Here is an 18,850-nt window from a genome sequence, read left to right on the forward strand (position 1 = left end):
CTATCCGGGAATTCCCGGTCGGGGTCAAATTGTTACCGGCTTTGCATCTCCAGCTTAGCCGTCGGGAACGACTTGAGTATGGTTGGCGCTTGCGCAGCGGAAGCCGCGCAGAGGGCCGTCGACAGACCGTCCGCAAGGGCTGCCTCGGGTGCGGAAACGGACACTGTGGCGCGCGTTACCGCCTGACCGGTGGGGTTCAGGATGTGCCCTTGGCCATCCGCCAACAGGGTGCCGTTGGTGGCAGAGGTCGCAACTGCGCGGTCCCGCAATGCGATTTCCCGGATCACCATTCCCTCGTCGGACAGACCAACCTGCCAGGGCCGCCCATCCTTGCGGTGGCCCATGGCGACGATTTCCCCCATATCCACCATGACATCGCGCAGGCCAAAAGATCGCAGCAAGGCCGCAATGCGATCGGTGATTGCGCCCTGCGCGATGCCGTTCAGGGTCAGGGCCGAGATACCGGGCACCGGCAGGCGCACATCGCTGGCGTCAAACCGGACGCGGTGCCAACCGACGGTCTTGCGCGCGGCGGTCAGTTCTCGGGCGTCTGCCTGCAGCGCCAGCGCCTGCCACACCGGTTGGACAGTCGGGTCAAATGCCCCGTCCGAGGCCGCGTTCAGCGCCGAACACAGGCTCAGGACATTCAGCAATTCCGGGGCTGGTGCGGGCAGGGATCCATCCCGGTTCAACTGGCTGAGCTGTGATTGCGGGCGATAAAGGCTGAAGATGTTTTCGAGGCGGCTCAGTTCGGCTTCGATTGATGCAATGAACGGCGCGGCATGCGCATCCTCCAACCCCACCAATTGCAGGCTGGCCTTTGCCCCAAGCGCTGTTCCGCGCCAATGGGCAACGGGGGCAGCGGATGCGAGTGTTGGAACCGCAGCGCAGGCCGCTGAGATGGTCAAGAAACGGCGGCGGGACAGGGGTGTCATGCGGGGGTCTCCAGCTTCAGGTCCAGATCGACGGGGCCCAGGACCTCGGTATTGGGGATGTCCGACAGGGGCAGGGGTGTGCCGCCGTAGGTGTTGATGAAGGTCTCGGCGGCGGTCGGGTCGGCAAAGGGGACAACCTCACGCGCGCCCATGCCGCCTGCAACGTTGGAGCCCACCACGAAAGTCGCGCCATCCGCCGCAATCCAATTGGAAATACCCGGTTGTCGCCAACTGGGAGCCGCGCCCATATCGCTGACATAGACGGCGGTGATATCCGCGTCGCGTTCGGGGCTTTTGAGATAGGCCACCATGTCGCGCACCTGTGCGAAAAACAGCGGCGCGGGGTAGCCTTCCAGATGGATCTGCCCCTTGGGCCCGCCATGTTCTGCGATGTTCATCTGGCAGAAAAAGCTCAGCGCGTCGGGGGTCAGGTCCACCGGGTCGGGGGCCTCGGCGACCTCTTCCTTGCAGGCCGCCAGCGCGATCAGGGCAATCAGGCACAGGTGTTTCATGGCTCAACCCTCCGGAACGCGGCGCGGGCAAGGGCAAAACCCAGCACCGGCCAGATCAAAAGCGATACGGGCGCGGCCCAGACTGGCAGCGCCTGCGTGGCTCCGGTCATGCCGGACGCCATGGCGACGCCCTCGGTAGCGGCGATGTTCCACAGACGGAATGCGTCGGCCGGGTTGGCTACCATCACCCATGGAAAGACGGATTGGGTGAAGGTGCCGCCCTTGTCCATGACGACAGCCCCCAACAGGCCCAGATCATAGAGGACGACAAAAACCAGCCAGAGCCCGGCCGACAGACCCGCCGCCGCCGTGGCCCCCTTAGCCAAAGCGGACAGCAGGTATCCCAGCGCCAGAAACACAGCGCCCAGCAGGATGGATGTGAGGATCAGGCGCGCCAAGGCCATCAGGCTTTCCGGCCCTGCGCCCCCGAAGAACGCGGCCACCGCGCCTGCGGTGCCAAAGCCGACGGTCATGGCGAAGGCCAGCGCGGCCAGATGAGCGGTGAACTTGCCCAACAGGATTTCTCCGCGCCCCGCAGGGTAGGACAGCAGCAGCGACAAGCTGCCTCGGTCCACGTCGCCCGCGATGGCATCAAAAGAAATCATCAGCGCCAGCAAGGGCGCAAGGTAGACCGACAGCGTGGTCATCGACGCGACCGAGACGGTCAGCATATCGACCCCCAGCGTGCCGGTTGGTGCGCTGCCCGCAAAGGTCAGCGCCAAGGCAAACAGCACCATGATCAGCGTCGCGACAAGCAACCAGCGGTTGCGGCGCAGGATCAGCATTTCGGTGCGGGTGATGGCTAGGAAGCGGGTCATAGCCTCTCCTCCTGTGCATAGTGGCGATAAAGGTCTTCCAGCTTTGGCGGGGTCATTTCCACATCCGCCACCGCGTCGCCCAACCCGGCGATGCGGCGCAGGGCCTCCATCTTGTCTTCCGGCGAACACAGCAGCTCCACCGACGCGCCGTTGATGCGGTTGCCACCCAGTTCGGCGGCCAGAGCATCCGCGTTGGCACTGGCGCGCACCTTCAGGCGGATCGGCAGACCGGCCAGCGCCGACAGGTTGGTCAGCGTGTCATCAGCCACCATCCGACCCTTGCGCATGATGGCGATGCGGTCGGTGCGGGCCTCAACTTCGGTCAGCGCGTGAGACGCAATCAATACGGCGGTGCCTTGTGCAGCCAGCTCATCAATGATGGCGTACAAATCCTGCCGCGAGATCGGGTCCAAGCCCGATGTGGGTTCATCCAGCAACGCCACTTTCGGCTGGCCAAGCAGAACCTGCGCCAGACCCAGACGTTGCCGCATCCCCTTGGAATAGGCTCCGATCCGGCGGTCGAGCGCATCGCTCAGGCCAACCCGTTCCAACAGCCCGGGTACATCCGCCTTCGCGCCTGAAAGCTGCGCAAACAGGGTCAGTTGCTCGCGGCCCGTCAGCGCCGGGTGGAATGACACCGCTTCGGGCAGATAGGCCGTCTCGCGCCGCGCCTGCGCGCTGCCGGGGGTGGCGTCTCCGATGCGAATGGCTCCGCCATGGATCGGAGTCAGGCCAAGGATGGATTTGATCAGCGTCGACTTGCCCGCGCCGTTATGGCCCAGCAGCGCCACGCGCTGACCGGGGGCAAGAGACAGGGTGATATCGTCAAGAACGCGGGTCTTGCCTCGGTCCTTGCAGACTTGGTTAATCGTCAGGGCCTTATCCGTCATGAGGCACCTTTTTCATAGCTGGGGGTTCAGGGGCTTGCATCAAGGGGTTGCTGTCCATCACACCGCCCGGCAGCAGCGCCGGGAAGGCCGATTGCGACCAGCGCACCAGCTGCACGGCAGGCGAGCCGAGCAGCAGTTTGGCTGCGGGTTGGGTCCACAGCACATGGTCCATTGAATCGTTGGGGCGATAGGGGGCATCGGCCACGCCGTTGCCGTCCACATCATAGGCGGCGAAATCGGACCAGTAATTGCCGCGCCCGTCTTCTGACCACTCGACCCATTTGGTCGAGACATATTTCACCTGCGTCCGGTTGCCGACAAAGGCATTGCCGACGATCCGGTTGCGTTCACTGCCGGCGGTAAAGTGGATGCCGATGCCGCAGCCTTGGAACCAGTTATCGGTGAATTCGTTCTTGTTCGAATTATACAGGAAGGTGCATTTTTCCTTGGCACCTTTGACCACATTGCCGGTGATGACGCTCTTGTTGGCATAGTTCAGCATCACGCCATGTTCACGGTCATCGATCGAGACATTGTCGGTGACTTTGACATTCGAGGTGAACATCACCGCATAGCCCAGATCGTTGCCGATCGAGACGTTGTTACTGACCTCGGAGTTGTCGGCATACATATAATGCACGGCAAAGCGCAGATCGCGGAACAGGTTGCCGGTGAACAAATTCTTCTTCGAAGAATTCACGAAAATTCCATCGCGGCCAAACTGAATGTCATTGTCGGCGACAACGGCACCCGGTGCGTTCCAGACATAGACCCCATTGCCGCGCGCGTTCATGTGGCGGTCCTGCCGCCCTTCGATCCGGTTGCGGCGCACGATGCTGTCCTTGGCCCCGTGGATGTCGATGCCATAGAGATTGCCCAGCAACACATTGTCCTCGACCACCGGCGCGTGGGCCGTTTTGGTCAGCTGGATGCCGCTGTCGATCCCGTCATGGTCCGAGCCAGAGCCGATCACCGTTAGCCCGCGCAAGGTCACGCCGGGGCCGGTCACGGTGATGACGCTGCCCTCACCTTGTCCGTCAATGGTGGCCTGTCCCAGCCCGTCGATTGTGACGGGCCGGTCCAGAACAAGCGTCTCGGTGTAAGCACCGGGGCTCAGGCGGAGGGTGTCCCCATCCGCCGCCTGCGCCAGTATCTCGTTGATGGCCCCCGCCCGGTTGGGCACATCCCAGTCCGCCGCCCAAAGGGGCGAGCCGAGCAGGAGCGGTATGAGCAGGGACCAACGCATCGTTACGCGCTCCGCGGCTCAACGAACATCCGGCCGCGCATTTCCATGTGCAGCGCGTGGCAGAACCACTGGCAATAGAACCAGTGCACGCCCGGACGGTCGGCAATGAACGTGACCGAGGCGGTGGCCTGCGGTGCAACCTCCATCGCGACGCCGAAGTTCGACAGGCAGAAGCCGTGGGTCACGTCGTCGACGTCATCCAGGTTGGTGACATAGACTGTGACTTCATCGCCTTGCTTGACAGTGAACTTCTCCATGCTGAACACAGGCGCCACGGAAGTCATGTAGACCCGCACCTTGTTGCCATCCCGGATCGGCTCATCCGCGCCATAGTCCAGATCGACGCCATCGGCCTCGGCCTGTTTGCGCGCATCTTCCCACATCGGGTCGTTGCGATCCCAGACATTGACCGGGTTCACCTTGGACCGGTGCACAAGGATCGAATCGTGCGGCTCGGCAAAGGTCGGCCCGTCATGGACCACCTTCATCTTGTCGCCCGAGATGTCGATCAACTGCTCATTCTCAGGCTTCAGCGGACCCACATTCAAGAAGCGGTCTTTCGAGAACTTGTTCATCGAAATCAGCCACTTGCCATCGGCTTCAGCAGTCTCACCCATCGAGGTCGAGTTGTGACCCGGCTGATACTGCACATCCACCTTGTCGAGGATCGGATCAACATCCGCACCACCAAAGGCTTCGATCGCTTTGGCGATGTCCCATTTCACCACCTGACTGTCCAGGAACAGCGTGGTATAGGCATTGCCCTTGCCGTCAAACGCGGTGTGAAGCGGGCCAAGGCCCAGCTGCGGTTCGGCAACGATGGCCGAGCGCGGATCGGCACCTTCAAACACCGCATCCAACTTCTCGACATCGATCACCGAAACCGTCGGCGACAGCTTGCCGTTGATCATGATGTGTTTCTTGTCGGGCGCGGCGTTCACACCGTGTGGCGAGTTCGGGATCGGGATATAGCGGGTCAGGTTGCCGCCGGCCTCTTTGCGCCCGTCCACGACCTTGACGCCGTTCAGTTCCTGATAGTTGCCTGCGGCAATCGCGTCTTCGATGCCTTTGAGGTTGAACACGACCACATGGTCCAGCTCATTCTCGGTCATCTCGGCCAGGTTCATGCCCATTTCCGAGTTGTATGAGGTCGAGAACGCATATTTGCCCTGATAGTCGCAATCGGTGTTATCCAGATTGCCCGACACCATCACCTGCCACGCGATCTCCATCGTGTCGCCGTCGATGGCGGTGAAGATGTTCACGTATTTGGACGGATCGTCGAGGATCTGGCCGTCATTGACCAGCGGGGCCTCATGCTCACCATTGGCAAAGACATAGCCGGTGCGCGGGTATTTCTGCGGACGCAGACCGTGGATGTCATGCGCGTTCGGGATCTCGATGATCTTGTCGCATTTCATCACATCGCAGCGCACACGGGCCACGCGGGTGTTGGCCTTGTCGTTCATGAACAGATAGCGGCCGTCATAGGTGCCATCGGTGAACGACATATGCGGGTGGTGCAGGTCGCCATTGTCATAGGTGACCTTGCCGTTTGCGGCCAGAAACTCCTTGGTTTCGGGCAGCAGGCCTTCGGTCAGAACCTTCAGCGATTCATTGGTCTGACCCCAGCCGGTGGCCGAGCAGCGGTTGAACACCGGCACCCGCATCAGCTCGCGCATCGAGGGCACACCCAGAATGCGCAGCTCACCGGTCTGACCCGAGGACCAGAAGCCGTAATATTCGTCCAGCTCACCCGGCTCAAGATGCGCATTCGCGGCGGCACTCGCCTCGCGCGCGGTCATCAGGGTCGAGCCCAGCCCGGTCCCGGCAATCACGGCACCGGTTGCGGTTGCGCCCAGCATCCCGCGGCGTGTGATGTTCAGTTTCTTGTCATGTTCCGACATGATCGTCCCTCCTTTTAGGAAACGGTTTGCGGTTTGGCGTTCGGATGGTTCGCCGGTGGTTGTCCGAGTGGGGTCTTCATCTGGACCGACCCTGTCTTGGCCCGCCGTTTCAGCTGGCGGATAACGACGGGACATTTGTCCTCGGACTGATAGAGCACCTGACAATGCAGGCAGGTGACGCACTCGTTCGGATTGATCTCACCCGTGGGGTGGATCGCCTGAACGGGGCATTCATTGGCGCAGGTCTGACAGGGGGTGCCGCAATCCTTGTAGCGGCGCAGCCAGTCGAACATGCGAATACGGGCCGGGATCGCCAGCGCTCCGCCCAAGGGGCAGAGATAGCGGCAGTAGAACCGTTCCACGAACAGCCCGATCCCCAGCAGGGCCAGCGCAAAGACCACAAATGGCCAGTCGCGCATGAATTTCAGGATGATCGCGGTCTTGAACGGCTCGACCTCGGCATAGGTCTCGGCCAGCGGGATCGAGACAAAGCTGATCCCGAACAGCACCAGAAAGATCATGTATTTCGCAGGCCAGAGGCGTTCGTTCAGGCCCCAAGGCAAGGTCCATTGCGGCACCTTGAAGGCCCGCGCGATCTTGTTGGTCAGTTCCTGCAACGCGCCGAACGGGCACAGCCAGCCGCAATAGGCCCCACGCCCCCAGAACAGCAGCGCGGCAGCCACGGCGAACCACTGGATGAACACCAACGGGTCCAGCAGGAAGGCATCCCATGAAAAGCCTGTGCGCAGGCTGCCCGCCAGCGCCATCAGGTTCACCACACTCAACTGCGCATTGGCATACCAGCCGATGAAGAACAGCGTCATGGTCAGATATCCGATGCGGAACCAGTAGAAGACCCGCGCATTCATGGTGGCGTGGAACTGGAAGAAGAAGGTCGCCGTCAGCACCAGCAGCATGACACCCAGCACACCGATCTCGACCGTGCGGTCCTTCCAGATGCGTTTCCAAAGCGCGGCCTTGGCCGCCGCCTCGCCGGTGGCGTCATCGACAACCACAGGGGCCGCGACGGGCAGCAGGTAGTGTTCCGGCAGTTTGTAGCCCAGATCGAAGGTCAGGAATGTTTTCTCAACCGCGCCTACGGCCCGCTGGGCCAGCAGTTGCAGGCGGAAGGGTTCGGCGGGGTCGAACTCGGCCTCGGCGGGGATTTTGAAGATGTCCAGTTCGGTGAAGCTGGGCGCATCGGGGGCTGCAACCTCGCCCAGACGGCGCTGCTGCTTGTCGAAGAACCGCACCGAATTGTCGCCTTGGATCATCTGAATCCGGTCGAAAATCCCGCCCCGGACATAGCCCGAGCCCTTGAAGCTATAGGCCCCGCGCCCCAGTACCAGAATGGCCTGTTCGCCTTCGTCCAGCCAGTCGACCATGTTCTGATATTCGGCCTCGCCCAGCAGCGACTTGCCGATCGACGGCACCGAGACCAGCGCCATATGCATGTCGATATATGTGTCATCAGGTTCACCGGGCTCGGGGCGCTTGATTGCCCGCTGATCGCCGGTGGCCTCAAACGCCGCGTTGACCTGCCCGATATCCAGCGTCAGCCGCCGGACCGAGCCGTCGCCCGACAGCGTCGTCCAGTCATAGATGGCGTCCTGCGCCAAATCGACCTCGCGTTTCGGCCCATCGGCCTGCGCCGGTGCCAAGCCGCCCAGCCCCAGCGCGCGCGCCACCTTGATGCCGCCCCGCACAAGACTGTCATCGATCACCATGATCGTGACGGTTGCCCCCGAGATAATATCAAGGTCATGCCCTTCACCGCCCGTCTCGGCCTCAACCTTCAGGTCCAGCCCGGCATAGCCTTCGGTCAGCTCAACCATGCGGGAATTGGGAATGCCGATCAGCACGATCGGTTCGGAGTGTTTGACCAGTTGCACACCCGTCAGCACCGCCTCATCATCGATGGCGGCGACCACATGAATGGGCTTGCCGGAATACCCGGTGGTGCCCACCAGATCAGAGGTTAAGAAAGCCCAGGCGATGCGGTCGCCGTCCTTAAGAACGGGGGCCACCGGCACGTCCTCGCGCACCGGGCCAAAGGCATCGGCACCGGGGGCCAGATCGGCGGGCTCAATCTCGGGCAGGAAGCTGGCAAGGCTGTCGGCCTGGGCACTGATCGCCATCAGGCAGGACAGGACAAAGGCCAGCAGGAAATGGATTGCGCGACTTACGACCACGGCGCACCTCCGGGAATTTGGGTGAACGCCATGGACGCGCGCAGGGCGCGTTCGGTTGTGATTTCGGGCGCGCACGGGGGCCCTCGGGTCTCGGGCCACAGCCGATGAGTTTGGTACAAAACGGAAGATGTGCCGATTTCCCCATGTACAAAATGGAAGATTCCGGCATGCGCCACCTGTGCCAGCTCGGGCATCGGCGCTGCGCTGGTCACGGCGCACAGCGCGCAATCGGCGCATTTGGGGCAATACGCGGTCGGGTCTTCGGCACCCTCCTCAAGGTCAACCTCGACCCAGACCGCGCCGCCTTCCGAGCAGATCTCCACCCAGACACTTTCACCGGGACTCGCCAGCGCCGGCCCAAAGGTCTGCAACAACAAAATGACGATGCCCGCCAACCCGACCGCCGCGCGAACCGCGCGGGCAGGGAGATTGTGCAATGGGTTCAGGGCAGGCATGGAGTCTCCGACTCGGGAAGCTATGCCTCTGTGGTAGGGGATTCGTCCGGGTGGATACTTGACTTAGGTCATTTGTTTTCAGGGCGATCAAAAATTAATCGTATTCCTGAATTTGCATTTATAATCAAGTATCTGCCTCATCCATCAACCCACGTACCCACCGTCCGGCCAGCCACGCAGCGGGTATGCCCAGAGGGATCGACCACAGGATTGCAGGCACCGGCGCGATGGCGCTGAACCCCGCGCTGTGCAGGATCAGCCCCGCCAGAAACAGGTTGATGGCCACGGTCAGCGCCGTGGCCGGATAGAGCAAAACGGCCAGTTTCCAGACCGGCCATTTGCCCTCAGTGGCTGGTGCCTTCCGAGAAGGTGATTTTGTTCCAGACATTGTATTTCCCAGACGGTTTGCGCATCGGCAGGCGGCGGACCTCTTCCAGCGTCTGCGCGTCATAGACGATCACCGCGCCGTCATCTTCCCAGATCGAAACCAGCGCGTGACTGCCATCCTTGGTGAACTCCACATGGGCCACGGTCTTGCCCGGCGCAGGCCGCAAAGTTCTCACGATTTCAAGGCTTTGCTTGTCGATCACATGCATCGCATCCTTGTTCGGGCCAAAGAACACATCGGCCCAGACATAAGGCGAATTCTCATGGCTGCGCATGAAGAAACCGGGCCCTTCGGTCTTGATCCGCTTGACCGTTTCCCAGCTTTCCATGTCGATCACCGACACGGTGCCATCGGTCAGATGCGGCGTCGCCATCACGGTGGTGTCGCCATGTTTCCACGTGATCCCCGAGCCCAAATGCGGCATCCCCGGCAGGTCCAGATCGGCCACTTTCTGCCCGATCACCAGATCGATCACCTGCCCGCTATTGCCATCGCGCGAGGCGCCCATGACGTATTCGTAACTCTGGTCGAAAAAGAAATCGTCCAGATAATCCGGCGTCGTGATCTTGCGCACCGGGAACGGATCAGGGTTTTTGAACTGCCCCTCGATACGGAAATCATGCCCCAGCCCGAATTGAGGAGGGTTAGCGCCATAAAACACTTCCCAGATCTCCGGTACATCCTTCAGCGCCAGCACAAAGCTTTCGCGCGGCGGGGCCTGATAGACCGCTGATACGCGGCTTGAGACTCCATTTTTGCTTTTTATATCAATGACTTTCACAACCGACAGATCCTCGGTCGACAGCAACGTCAGCGAGTTCGGCAGGTAGTTCGCAACAGCCACCCATTTGCCATCACCCGACATGGCGATGTTGCGGCTGTTCAAACCGGCGCGCACCCGGCCCACCTGTTGCAGCGCCCAGATGTCATATTTCTGCACCCAGCCATCGCGCGACATGATGAACACATAGCGCCCATCGGGGCTGAACTTCGGCCCGCCATGCACGGCAAAGGGTGTCTCGAACCGGTCCAGAACCTCGAACGTATCCCCATCCAGAACACTGACATGGTGATCGCCGGTCTCAACCGCCAGCGTGATGTTCATCGGATCACTGTCCCAAACCGGCGCGTCCACCGGCACATATTCCTCATCCAGAACGCGGCTGGCCATGATATCGGCCTCACCCCATTCGGGGTCCGTCTCCAGCGGAGATTTCAGCCACCCCGCCAGCTCCTCAATCTGCAACGCGTCCAGCTCATGCGAAAACGCGGGCATCTGCGTCGCCGCGCGCCCCTCCGCAATCACCGCCGCCACACGCGGCCCCCGCATCCGTTTCAGCGTCTCGGGGATCAGCGCAGGGCCAACCCCGCCCAACCGGTTCTCGCCATGACACGAAGCGCAAAACTCGGCATAATCCGAAGGCGCATCCGCTTGCGCCATCGCGCCCGCCAACACCAGCGCAACGCTGGATAGAAACAGAGCAACCCCCTGCTTCTTCTTGTTCCAAATACGGCCGCCGGAGGCTCCTGCACCCACCACCCGCGCATCGGCTGGGCCAGCAAGATTAACGGTGTCAAAAGAACTGATGCGCCGGATCATGGCTTTTCCCCCGAAACGGCGTGACCTGCAGGCGCGCGCCCGTATCCTCAACACCGATTTCTTGATTTGACAGATAACAGGCCGGGTCCTCGGCCCAGGGATCGCCGGTCAGTTGCAGCGCTCGGATACGAGTGTTGCCGCCGCAGACGTCCTTGAGCTGACAGGCCCCACATCGGCCCTTCAATGGGCGCGGACGCGTGCGCAGCATGGCCAGCATCGGGTCATTGCTGCTCCACAGCTCGGAAAACCGTGCCGTTTTCACATTCCCGACCGTGTAATCCGACCAATAGGTATCGGGATGCACCCGGCCCAGATTGTCGATATTGGCCACGCCCAACCCGCTGGAGTTTCCACCCCATGCGGCCAGATGCGCACGCACATGCGCCGCTTTATCCTCGTCGAAATGGGCCCGGACCCAGTTCAGGAAATAGCCCGCATCGGCGTCGTTATTCCCGGTCACGATATCCAGCGGACGCCCACCTGTGGCAGCCTCCCACGCGCGCTCCAGCAACAGATCCAAGCCCTTGCGGGTGCGCAGATGTTCAGCATCCTCGCCCCGGTTCTTGTCACCCCGCCCGGCATAAACCAGATGCGACAGGTAGAACTTGTCGACACCCTCATCATCGCACAGCTGCAACAGATCGGACAGATGATGCTGGGTGCCCTCCGTCAGGCAAAAGCGCAAGCCAACCTTGATGCCGCGCTTTTTACATTCGCGCACGCCGCGCAGGGCGTCGGCAAAGGCACCTTCGACGCCCCGGAACCAGTCATTTGTGGCCCCGATCCCGTCCAGAGAAATACCGACATAGTTGAACCCCACATCGGCGATCATATCGGCGGTCTCGTCGTAGATCCGGGTGCCGTTGGTTGACAGCGCAAGCATCGGCACCAGATCCCGCGCGCGTTTGGCGATGTCGAAGAAATCGAACCGGTCCAACGGCTCCCCACCCGAGAGGATCAGGGCCGGGACGCGAAATTGGCCCAGATCCTCAAGGGTTACCATGGCTTGCTCGTGGCTGAGCTCACCGGGGAAGGTCACATCCGCCGAGACGGTGTAGCAATGGCGGCATTTCAGGTTGCAGCGCCGTGTCAGGTTCCAGATCACCACCGGTTTCACCGGGCCGGGGCGGCGTTTACGCACCGGGGTTGGTTTGACCAGCTGTTGCATGTATTCGGTCAGGCGGAACATATCTCAGCCTTTCGTTTTCAGGCGCAGCCCGGTCTTTTTCAGGATGCGCGTGGAATAGAGGATATCTTTCGCCCGGCAGGCCTCGCCCAGAATGGCCGCGATTTCGGCGCGCTTTTCTTCGACCTCAGCCCGGTCGGTGCCATGGACCATGGCAAACAGGTTATAGGGCCAGTCGGGCAGCGCGCGGGGGCGTTCATAGCAATGGGTGACAAAGGGCAGAAGGCCGATCTGGGTGCCCATCTCGGCCACGCGGTTGTCTGCGACATCCCAAACGGTCATGCCGTTCGATGTCATGCCCAGCTTGTAGTGGTTTGGGGCCGCCGCAATGCGCCGGATGACGCCGCGCGATTTCATGTCGGCGAGGCGGAACATCAGAGTGTCTTCATCCAGACCCAGCCCCTCGGCCACCTGCGCGTAAGGGGCAGGCACCAGCGGCAGGCCGGTTTGCAGCGCCTCGATAATCTCTCTGTCTTTTGCGTCGATCATGCTGCCACCCGGAAGCCGATGAAAAATTCCTGAAGTTTGGGGAATTGCAGGACCCGGGTCCCGGTTTCCCGTTCGATAGCCTCGGCTGCGGTTGCGATCCCTTCGGGCGTTTCGGTCGCCAGAACGAACCACATATTCAGCCGGTGCGTGCGCTCATAATTATGGGCGACCTCCGGATGCGCATTGACTTTGGTCAGGACGGTTTCGAAATCCTCAGACGGTACAACCATCGCGCACAGACAGAAGGCCCCGCCCATTGCGGCGGCGTCGAAGAAGGGGCCGAAACGGGTGATGACGCGGGCCTCTTTCATGCGGGTCAGACGGCCCAGAAGGTCGGATTCCGCGATCCCCAATTCCTCGGCGATCACCGCGTAGGGGTGCGAGGTCAAAGGCAAGTCGTCCTGCATCCGGTTCAGGATGGCGCGGTCTGTATCGTCGAGCGTCATGCCGCCACCTCTTTCGCCTGAATCAGCGCGCCGGTTTGCTTGAAGCAACGGGTCGAGAATAGAACCTTGTGCCGCGCACCAGCCAGTTCCGGCAGGGCGGTGGCATTGGCCAGAACCTCAAGCGCTTCGGGGCGCGAGCGGGCGTGGATCATGGAATAAAGGCGATACGGCCAGACGCCTTCGACCGGGTTGCGCTCATAACACAGCGTCACACCGGGATGGGCAGCCAGCGCCGGACCTGCGGTGCCGACCTGATCGGCAGGCATATCCCAGACCACCATCGCATTGGCGGACCATCCCAGCGCACGATGGCGCACGATGACGCCGAGGCGTGAGATGATCCCGGCCCCATGCAGGGCCTCGATCCGCTCCATCACATCGACCGTGCTGCGGCTCAGCGACCGGGCCAGTGCTGCATAGGGTTCTGCGACCAGCGACAGCCCGGAACTCAGCGCCTGCAACAGGGGCCGGTCGCCGTCCTGCATCGCTGAACAATCCACCTTGCGGGGGCCGGGAACATTGCGGGTCTCGCCCGACATCCGGAACCCCAGATCAACGTTGAACGGGCGGACCAGCCGCAGGTCCAGCACGCGCAGTCCGGTGCGGCGGCTGATCCGAGCAAGCGTTTCGTTCACATGCGCGCGGTCCGGGCCGGTGGCCACGAACCAAAGGTTCCAGTCATCCTCGCGCTGGTAATTGTGGTTCACACCGGGTTCCGCGTCGATCAGGGCGGCGACCTCTTCCAGCCGCGCGTCAGGGGCGGCAACAGCGGCAAGGGTGCTGGCCGATACCGCACCGGGGGCAATGGTCGCACCCACCCGGGTGATGCGCCCGGTCTTGCGCATCCGCGCCAGTCGGTCGAGCACTTCGGCCTCGTCCAGACCAAGCGCGTCGGCCAGAACCTGAAACGGACGCGCGGTTATGGGGAAATCGCGCTGGAACTCGTCCAGCAGACGGCAATCGAGCGGGTCGGTGATGTGCTGCATTTCAAAGCCCCGTTCTGTGCGCTCGAGCGGTAAAGAAAATGCCCGAGGGGCTGTCGGCCTCGATCTCGCGCAGTTTCTCGAAGCTTTGCGTGTCGTAGACCATGACCTTGTTGGCATCGCGCACGCTGATCCAAACCTCATGCCCGCGCGGCGTGAACTCCATATGCAGCACGGCGGGGCCCGGTTTGAATTCGTGGATGATTTCTTTGGTCACTGAATCAATGACCTGAATCGTATCGTTCAGCGGATGGGCGAAATTCACCCAGACCTGCCGTCCATCAGGACGGGCCATGGCAAAGACCGGCTGGCCATGGGTCTGTGTGCGCCCAGTTTCAGTGAGGGTGTCGGCGTCGATCCACAGAACCTCGTGATGACCAACGGCGGGCAGCACGAACTCGCGACCCGTCAACGCCCAGCCTTCCAGATGGGGCATTTTGTAGACGGGCATTTCCTCTTGCCCGCGCCCATAGTTTGGCAGCACGCGGATGGGTTCGGGCGTCTTGGCCCACAGGTCCAGCGCGGTCAGGCCGTCCTCGCCAAACAGGCCGGTGATATAGGTCCGGCCATTGGCGGTGATCAGCGCGTCATAGGGGTTCTTGCCCATGTCGGTGATCTTGGTGATCGCGGGGGTGCCGTTCGAGAAATCGGCAATCCATGTCTCGCCCGTGTCCCACATGGTGAACACGAACCGGCGACCGGGCGCATCGACCAGCCCGATGGTTTTGCTGTCGGTGGGAATGTCGGCGACCATGTCCAGCGTGTCCGCATCAAAGACCCGCACACCGCCGGGTTCATAGTTCGACACGGCGACCAGCTTGCCGTCATCCGAGATTGCCCCGCCGATGGCATTGCCCGCCTGCACCACGCGGTTCACGATCTGACGAGTGACGATATCAACCTTGGTCAACCCACCATCACGGCCGAAGACATAAGCAAAGCGTTCATCGGGCGAATAGACCAGCGAGGCATGGGACAGATCGCCCAGCCCCTCGATCCGTGCCAGCGTGGCGCGGTCGGATTGATCGACCAGCAGGACCGAGCCCTTGGCGCGTTCGATCACAAGGCCCAGGTCGCCGGTCGCGGTCGGTTCCGCCTGCGAGGTGGTCATCAGCAGCGTGGCTGCGAGTGTGAGGATAAGCTGTTTCATTGTGCCTCCTGTGCCAGTAGGTAACGGGCGATCCATTCGGCCTCTTCTTCGCTGATCAGGGGCCGCCATGGGGGCATCGGAGTATCGGGGATGCCATCGAGGATCACGCCGGTCAGAACCTCGGCGTCATAGTGTTCAAGGGTTTCAGACCGCAGATCGGGACCAAGCCCGCCCTTCAGCGACAGCCCATGGCACGAGCCGCAATCCTGATGGACAAGGCGTTTCAGGGCGTTGGGGTCAAGCGTGTCGGCGGCAAAGGCTGTTGTGGCCACAAGTACGGCGGTTGTCAGGACAGCGCGCGCGGTCCATCCAGATCGCCCGGCGGCAACGCCGGGCCGCCCCCGACCCTCCCCCCGGGAGGGCGCTTCTCGCCCACCCAGGGTCGGGCGCGACCCTAATTTCTTAGAGCCAAGCTTAGCCATGAGCCTGCTCCAATACCTCTGCCACGGGCTGTTCCGCGTATAGCGAAACCACCTTGCCGATGATGAACAGCGTGGGCGCTTTCAGATCGGCGGCGCGCACATCCGCCGCCAGCCGGTCCAGCCGGGACACCATACGGCGTTCCTCGGGGGTGGTGGCTTTGCCAACGGCCAGAATTGGGGTCGAGCCGGGCAGGTTCTCGGTCATCAGCCCCATTGCGATCTGGCCGATATTGGCGACGCCCATATAGACGACCAGCGTGGATTCAGGGTCGGCAAGACGCTTCCAATCCAGATCCAGCACTTTGTCGGCCTGCCGGTGCCCGGTGACATATTGCACCGAGGTCGCCAGCCCGCGATGGGTCAGCGGCACACCGGTGGAACACGAGGCCCCCTGCGCCGCCGTAATCCCCGGCGCGTATTCGACCGGGATGCCGTTTGCCATCAGATACGCGGCCTCTTCCGAGCCGCGGCCAAAGATCATCGGATCGCCGCCTTTCAGCCGCGCAACCGTATGGCCGGCACGGGCCTGTTCGACGAGAATGTCATTGATGCGATCCTGCGGCACCGTATGGCATTTGGGCGCCTTGCCCACCGGGATCAGCCGCGCGCCATCCGCGTGCAGGTTCAGAATATCGGCCGAGACCAGACGGTCATAAACCACCACATCCGCCTCTTGCAGCATCCGCAGGGCGCGCAGGGTCATCAATTCGGGGTCGCCGGGGCCTGCGCCAATCAGAAAAACCTTACCGCTCATGTGTGAACTCGCTTGGTCTGAATGTTCTCTGCGCCCCGCAGCCCTGCGCGATCTGGTGACGTTGCTGGGAAAGCCGGGCGTGTCATGAGGGCAGGTTGGCGGAATCGAAAACAAACCTCCTTGACTAAAGTTAAGGAGCGCGGGTTTTGCGCCCGCGCTCCTGTGATCTTGCCTGTATGTGCCTCGGCTCAGGGGTCGACGGTAATCATTCCGATCATGTTCTGCGTCTCCCAATGCGGTCCGCACAGGTACTCCTGCGGCCCCGGGGTCAGGAAAGTCAGATCAACCGATTCCTCGGGAAACAGCCGGTCGCTTTCGGGTTCGCTGGCGTCCTTCAACAGGACCGAGTGGCTGGTGCGTTTGTCCACGTTCACCCAGCGTACCGTGGTGCCTGCTTTGACCGTCAGCTCGACCGGGCAAAAGAGGTATTTGTACATCAGCACCACCTCGGCATCTTCGACCGCCGATGAGGGCTGGCCGAACAGTTCGACATAGCGCTCTTCGGCCTCGGCGCAGGTGGCGGCGATGTCGTCTTCCGCCGCCAGCGCGGGGGATGCCATCAGCAGCAGGGCAGGAAGAAGGTTTTGGGGTTTCATCGACCTCTCCTTTGGGGTGGGAGGGGGCCGGGAAATCCGGCCCCGATCCGTTACTGTTTGACCACGTTGATGAAGGCGCTGTCGTCATCCAGCGCCAGGCTGGTATCCAGCGTCACGTGGTGGAACCGCGCGGCGGCAAAGTCATCGTGGATGGCAAAGCCGACCGTATAGGTCTGCCCGGGTTCCAGCGGCACGTCACCGGCTGCGCCCGAGTTTAGCGGGCGGGTGAAGACCACCGTCCAGATGCCGCCGTCCAGGCTGGCCGAGGCTGCAATCTCGCCGTCATTGACCACGCGCTGTTCCAGCAGATAGCCGTTGGTGGCGCTGCCATCGGCATAGACGCGCATCAGGTCCAGATAGGTGCCGTCGGCCAGATACTGCTCGATCTGTTCAGCCGCCTGCAGCTTGTCCCAACCCCCCAGCGCCTTGCCGCGACGGCCCCGAACCTCGACCTCGGTGCGGCTTTCGCTGAGATACTTGGTCACGGTGTCCTGCGCAGCCATGCGGCTGGTGAAATCACCATTGGCGGCAATCGCGTCGGCACCCGGATCAAAGGGCATATAGGTGTTGTCCGCATGGCACGAGGCCCAACAACCCACCTGATCACCCATCTCGATACCGGTGCCGGTGATCATCATCGCAACCTTGATCTGGTTGTCGGGGTCCATCTTGCCGCCATCGACGAAGGGCGCAGGGCTGTGGCCCGCATCCGGCCATTGCAGACGGATATACAGGGTCTCGTCATCATGGGCCGCCTGAACCGTCGCGTCGATTACGCCGCGCTTGCCGGGGATCGGCGTTGGTTCCAGCTCACCCCCTGCAACGATCTTGTTGCCGATCGCATCCAGTTCCTTGGCGTGACAGGTCGTGCACTGATCGCCGCCTTTGGTCAGCGGACGTGCGCCGCCATGGGACCGTCCGTTCTGCACCCATTCGAACGAGGCCTGGCCGGGGTAGAACAGTTTCATGTCGGTGCTGACCACGCCAGACCAGTCGATATTGGTGCCCACATCGCTGCCACCACCGGCAGATGCTGCCGCTTCATCGCCTGCGGCCTGGGCGCGCTCCTCGGCCAAGGCGGCGTCAACTGCGGCTGCGATCTGCGCCTGCACGGCCTCTTGCTGCGCTGCGCGGGCGGCTTTGTCAGCCTCGGCGTCGGCAGCTTCCTTGGCTTCGATCCGCTCAAGGCTGGCCAGATATTCAGCCGGGATCTCGCGGATGAAGGCGGGGTTCGGGGCTTCGAGTTCTTCCAGATAATCCTCATCCGCCCGATCGCGGGCATCCGAGTGTGCAATCCCCTTGTGGCAGTCGATGCAGGTCTGACCCACGGACATCGCGTTCAGGTGCTGTTGACGGGCGCGGGGCTTCTGGAACTCGGGCATCATAGATTCAAAATCGTGGCAGTTGCGGCATTCGCGCGAGTCGGTGGCTTTCATCCGCTCCCACTCGTTCATCGCCAGATGCACGCGCTTGGCTTCGAACTTCTCACGTGTGTTTATGGTGCCGACCATCTTGCCATACAGCTCTTTGCTGGCCTTGATCTTGCGGATGATCTTGTGCGTCCAGTCCTTGGGAACGTGGCAGTCGGAGCAGACCGCGCCCACGCCCGAGCGGTTCACGTCATGGATCGTGCCGGTGTATTCTTCGTAGACGAAATCGCGCATCTCGTGGCACGAGACGCAGAATTCCTTGGTGTTGGTCGCTTCCATGGCGGTGTTGAACCCGCCCCAGAAGATGATGCCGGCAGCAAAGGCCGCGGCGATGCCGGCCACGGGCATTCCCCACAGGAAATACCGGCGCCAGATCGGTTTTTTCTTTTCCGGTTCCGAGGTCATATCCGGGCTCCGTTTTGGCTGTCTTGACTGGCCCGGTTTGTCGGGC

At 62.0% G+C, this 18,850-nt stretch carries 19 protein-coding genes; all 19 read right to left on the bottom strand.

The window, feature by feature from the left end; translation table 11 throughout:
- Positions 1–32: 32 nt before the first annotated feature.
- The gene (locus ACR0JN_RS02975; protein WP_480884108.1) at positions 33–935 is read right to left on the bottom strand and encodes an FAD:protein FMN transferase; all 903 of its coding nucleotides are present in this window, start codon (positions 933–935) and stop codon (positions 33–35) included.
- Positions 932–1,447, bottom strand: coding sequence for a nitrous oxide reductase accessory protein NosL (locus ACR0JN_RS02980; RefSeq protein WP_480884110.1), 516 nt, complete (start codon positions 1,445–1,447; stop codon positions 932–934). Before ACR0JN_RS02980 ends, ACR0JN_RS02975 begins: the two co-directional genes overlap by 4 nt.
- Positions 1,444–2,265, bottom strand: a complete 822-nt coding sequence (locus ACR0JN_RS02985) for an ABC transporter permease (protein ID WP_480884112.1) — start codon at positions 2,263–2,265, stop codon at positions 1,444–1,446. Before ACR0JN_RS02985 ends, ACR0JN_RS02980 begins: the two co-directional genes overlap by 4 nt.
- Positions 2,262–3,155 (bottom strand): ABC transporter ATP-binding protein, encoded by an 894-nt coding sequence (locus tag ACR0JN_RS02990; protein WP_480884115.1) that lies wholly within the window; start codon positions 3,153–3,155, stop codon positions 2,262–2,264. Before ACR0JN_RS02990 ends, ACR0JN_RS02985 begins: the two co-directional genes overlap by 4 nt.
- Positions 3,145–4,401: a nitrous oxide reductase family maturation protein NosD gene (locus tag ACR0JN_RS02995; protein WP_480884117.1), complete on the bottom strand. Its 1,257-nt coding sequence runs from the start codon at positions 4,399–4,401 to the stop codon at positions 3,145–3,147. Before ACR0JN_RS02995 ends, ACR0JN_RS02990 begins: the two co-directional genes overlap by 11 nt.
- Before the next feature lie 2 nt (positions 4,402–4,403).
- The gene (nosZ, locus tag ACR0JN_RS03000) at positions 4,404–6,308 is read right to left on the bottom strand and encodes a TAT-dependent nitrous-oxide reductase (protein WP_480884119.1); all 1,905 of its coding nucleotides are present in this window, start codon (positions 6,306–6,308) and stop codon (positions 4,404–4,406) included.
- A gap of 14 nt (positions 6,309–6,322) precedes the next feature.
- A complete protein-coding gene (locus ACR0JN_RS03005; protein WP_480884357.1) occupies positions 6,323–8,446 on the bottom strand; it encodes a 4Fe-4S binding protein in 2,124 nt (707 codons plus the stop codon).
- Positions 8,447–8,490: 44 nt separating this feature from the next.
- The gene (locus ACR0JN_RS03010) at positions 8,491–8,955 is read right to left on the bottom strand and encodes a DUF2946 family protein (RefSeq protein WP_480884121.1); all 465 of its coding nucleotides are present in this window, start codon (positions 8,953–8,955) and stop codon (positions 8,491–8,493) included.
- A gap of 124 nt (positions 8,956–9,079) precedes the next feature.
- Positions 9,080–9,343 (bottom strand): hypothetical protein, encoded by a 264-nt coding sequence (locus ACR0JN_RS03015; protein ID WP_480529918.1) that lies wholly within the window; start codon positions 9,341–9,343, stop codon positions 9,080–9,082.
- Complete coding sequence (locus tag ACR0JN_RS03020) at positions 9,300–10,943, bottom strand: cytochrome D1 domain-containing protein (RefSeq protein ID WP_480884123.1); 1,644 nt, start codon at positions 10,941–10,943, stop codon at positions 9,300–9,302. The genes ACR0JN_RS03015 and ACR0JN_RS03020 overlap by 44 nt, the downstream gene beginning before the upstream one ends.
- Positions 10,918–12,132 carry a heme d1 biosynthesis radical SAM protein NirJ gene (gene nirJ / locus ACR0JN_RS03025; protein ID WP_480884124.1) on the bottom strand — a complete coding sequence of 405 codons (1,215 nt, stop codon included), beginning with the start codon at positions 12,130–12,132 and terminating at the stop codon, positions 10,918–10,920. The genes ACR0JN_RS03020 and nirJ overlap by 26 nt, the downstream gene beginning before the upstream one ends.
- 3 nt (positions 12,133–12,135) lie before the next feature.
- Positions 12,136–12,618: a siroheme decarboxylase subunit beta gene (gene ahbB / locus ACR0JN_RS03030; RefSeq protein ID WP_480884126.1), complete on the bottom strand. Its 483-nt coding sequence runs from the start codon at positions 12,616–12,618 to the stop codon at positions 12,136–12,138.
- Positions 12,615–13,064: an Lrp/AsnC family transcriptional regulator gene (locus tag ACR0JN_RS03035; protein ID WP_480817426.1), complete on the bottom strand. Its 450-nt coding sequence runs from the start codon at positions 13,062–13,064 to the stop codon at positions 12,615–12,617. Before ACR0JN_RS03035 ends, ahbB (ACR0JN_RS03030) begins: the two co-directional genes overlap by 4 nt.
- Positions 13,061–14,050 carry a siroheme decarboxylase subunit beta gene (ahbB, locus tag ACR0JN_RS03040; protein WP_480817425.1) on the bottom strand — a complete coding sequence of 330 codons (990 nt, stop codon included), beginning with the start codon at positions 14,048–14,050 and terminating at the stop codon, positions 13,061–13,063. The genes ACR0JN_RS03035 and ahbB (ACR0JN_RS03040) overlap by 4 nt, the downstream gene beginning before the upstream one ends.
- Before the next feature lies 1 nt (position 14,051).
- On the bottom strand, positions 14,052–15,197 hold the full coding sequence (locus ACR0JN_RS03045; protein ID WP_480884128.1) for a cytochrome D1 domain-containing protein: 1,146 nt from the start codon (positions 15,195–15,197) through the stop codon (positions 14,052–14,054).
- Positions 15,194–15,619, bottom strand: coding sequence for a c-type cytochrome (locus ACR0JN_RS03050; RefSeq protein ID WP_480884130.1), 426 nt, complete (start codon positions 15,617–15,619; stop codon positions 15,194–15,196). Before ACR0JN_RS03050 ends, ACR0JN_RS03045 begins: the two co-directional genes overlap by 4 nt.
- On the bottom strand, positions 15,612–16,373 hold the full coding sequence (gene cobA / locus ACR0JN_RS03055) for a uroporphyrinogen-III C-methyltransferase (RefSeq protein WP_480884131.1): 762 nt from the start codon (positions 16,371–16,373) through the stop codon (positions 15,612–15,614). The genes ACR0JN_RS03050 and cobA overlap by 8 nt, the downstream gene beginning before the upstream one ends.
- Before the next feature lie 188 nt (positions 16,374–16,561).
- Positions 16,562–16,969: a cupredoxin domain-containing protein gene (locus ACR0JN_RS03060; RefSeq protein ID WP_480884133.1), complete on the bottom strand. Its 408-nt coding sequence runs from the start codon at positions 16,967–16,969 to the stop codon at positions 16,562–16,564.
- Positions 16,970–17,019: 50 nt separating this feature from the next.
- Positions 17,020–18,804, bottom strand: a complete 1,785-nt coding sequence (locus ACR0JN_RS03065) for a NapC/NirT family cytochrome c (protein WP_480884135.1) — start codon at positions 18,802–18,804, stop codon at positions 17,020–17,022.
- Positions 18,805–18,850: the final 46 nt, after the last annotated feature.

The organism is Ruegeria sp. G12, from assembly GCF_056533565.1.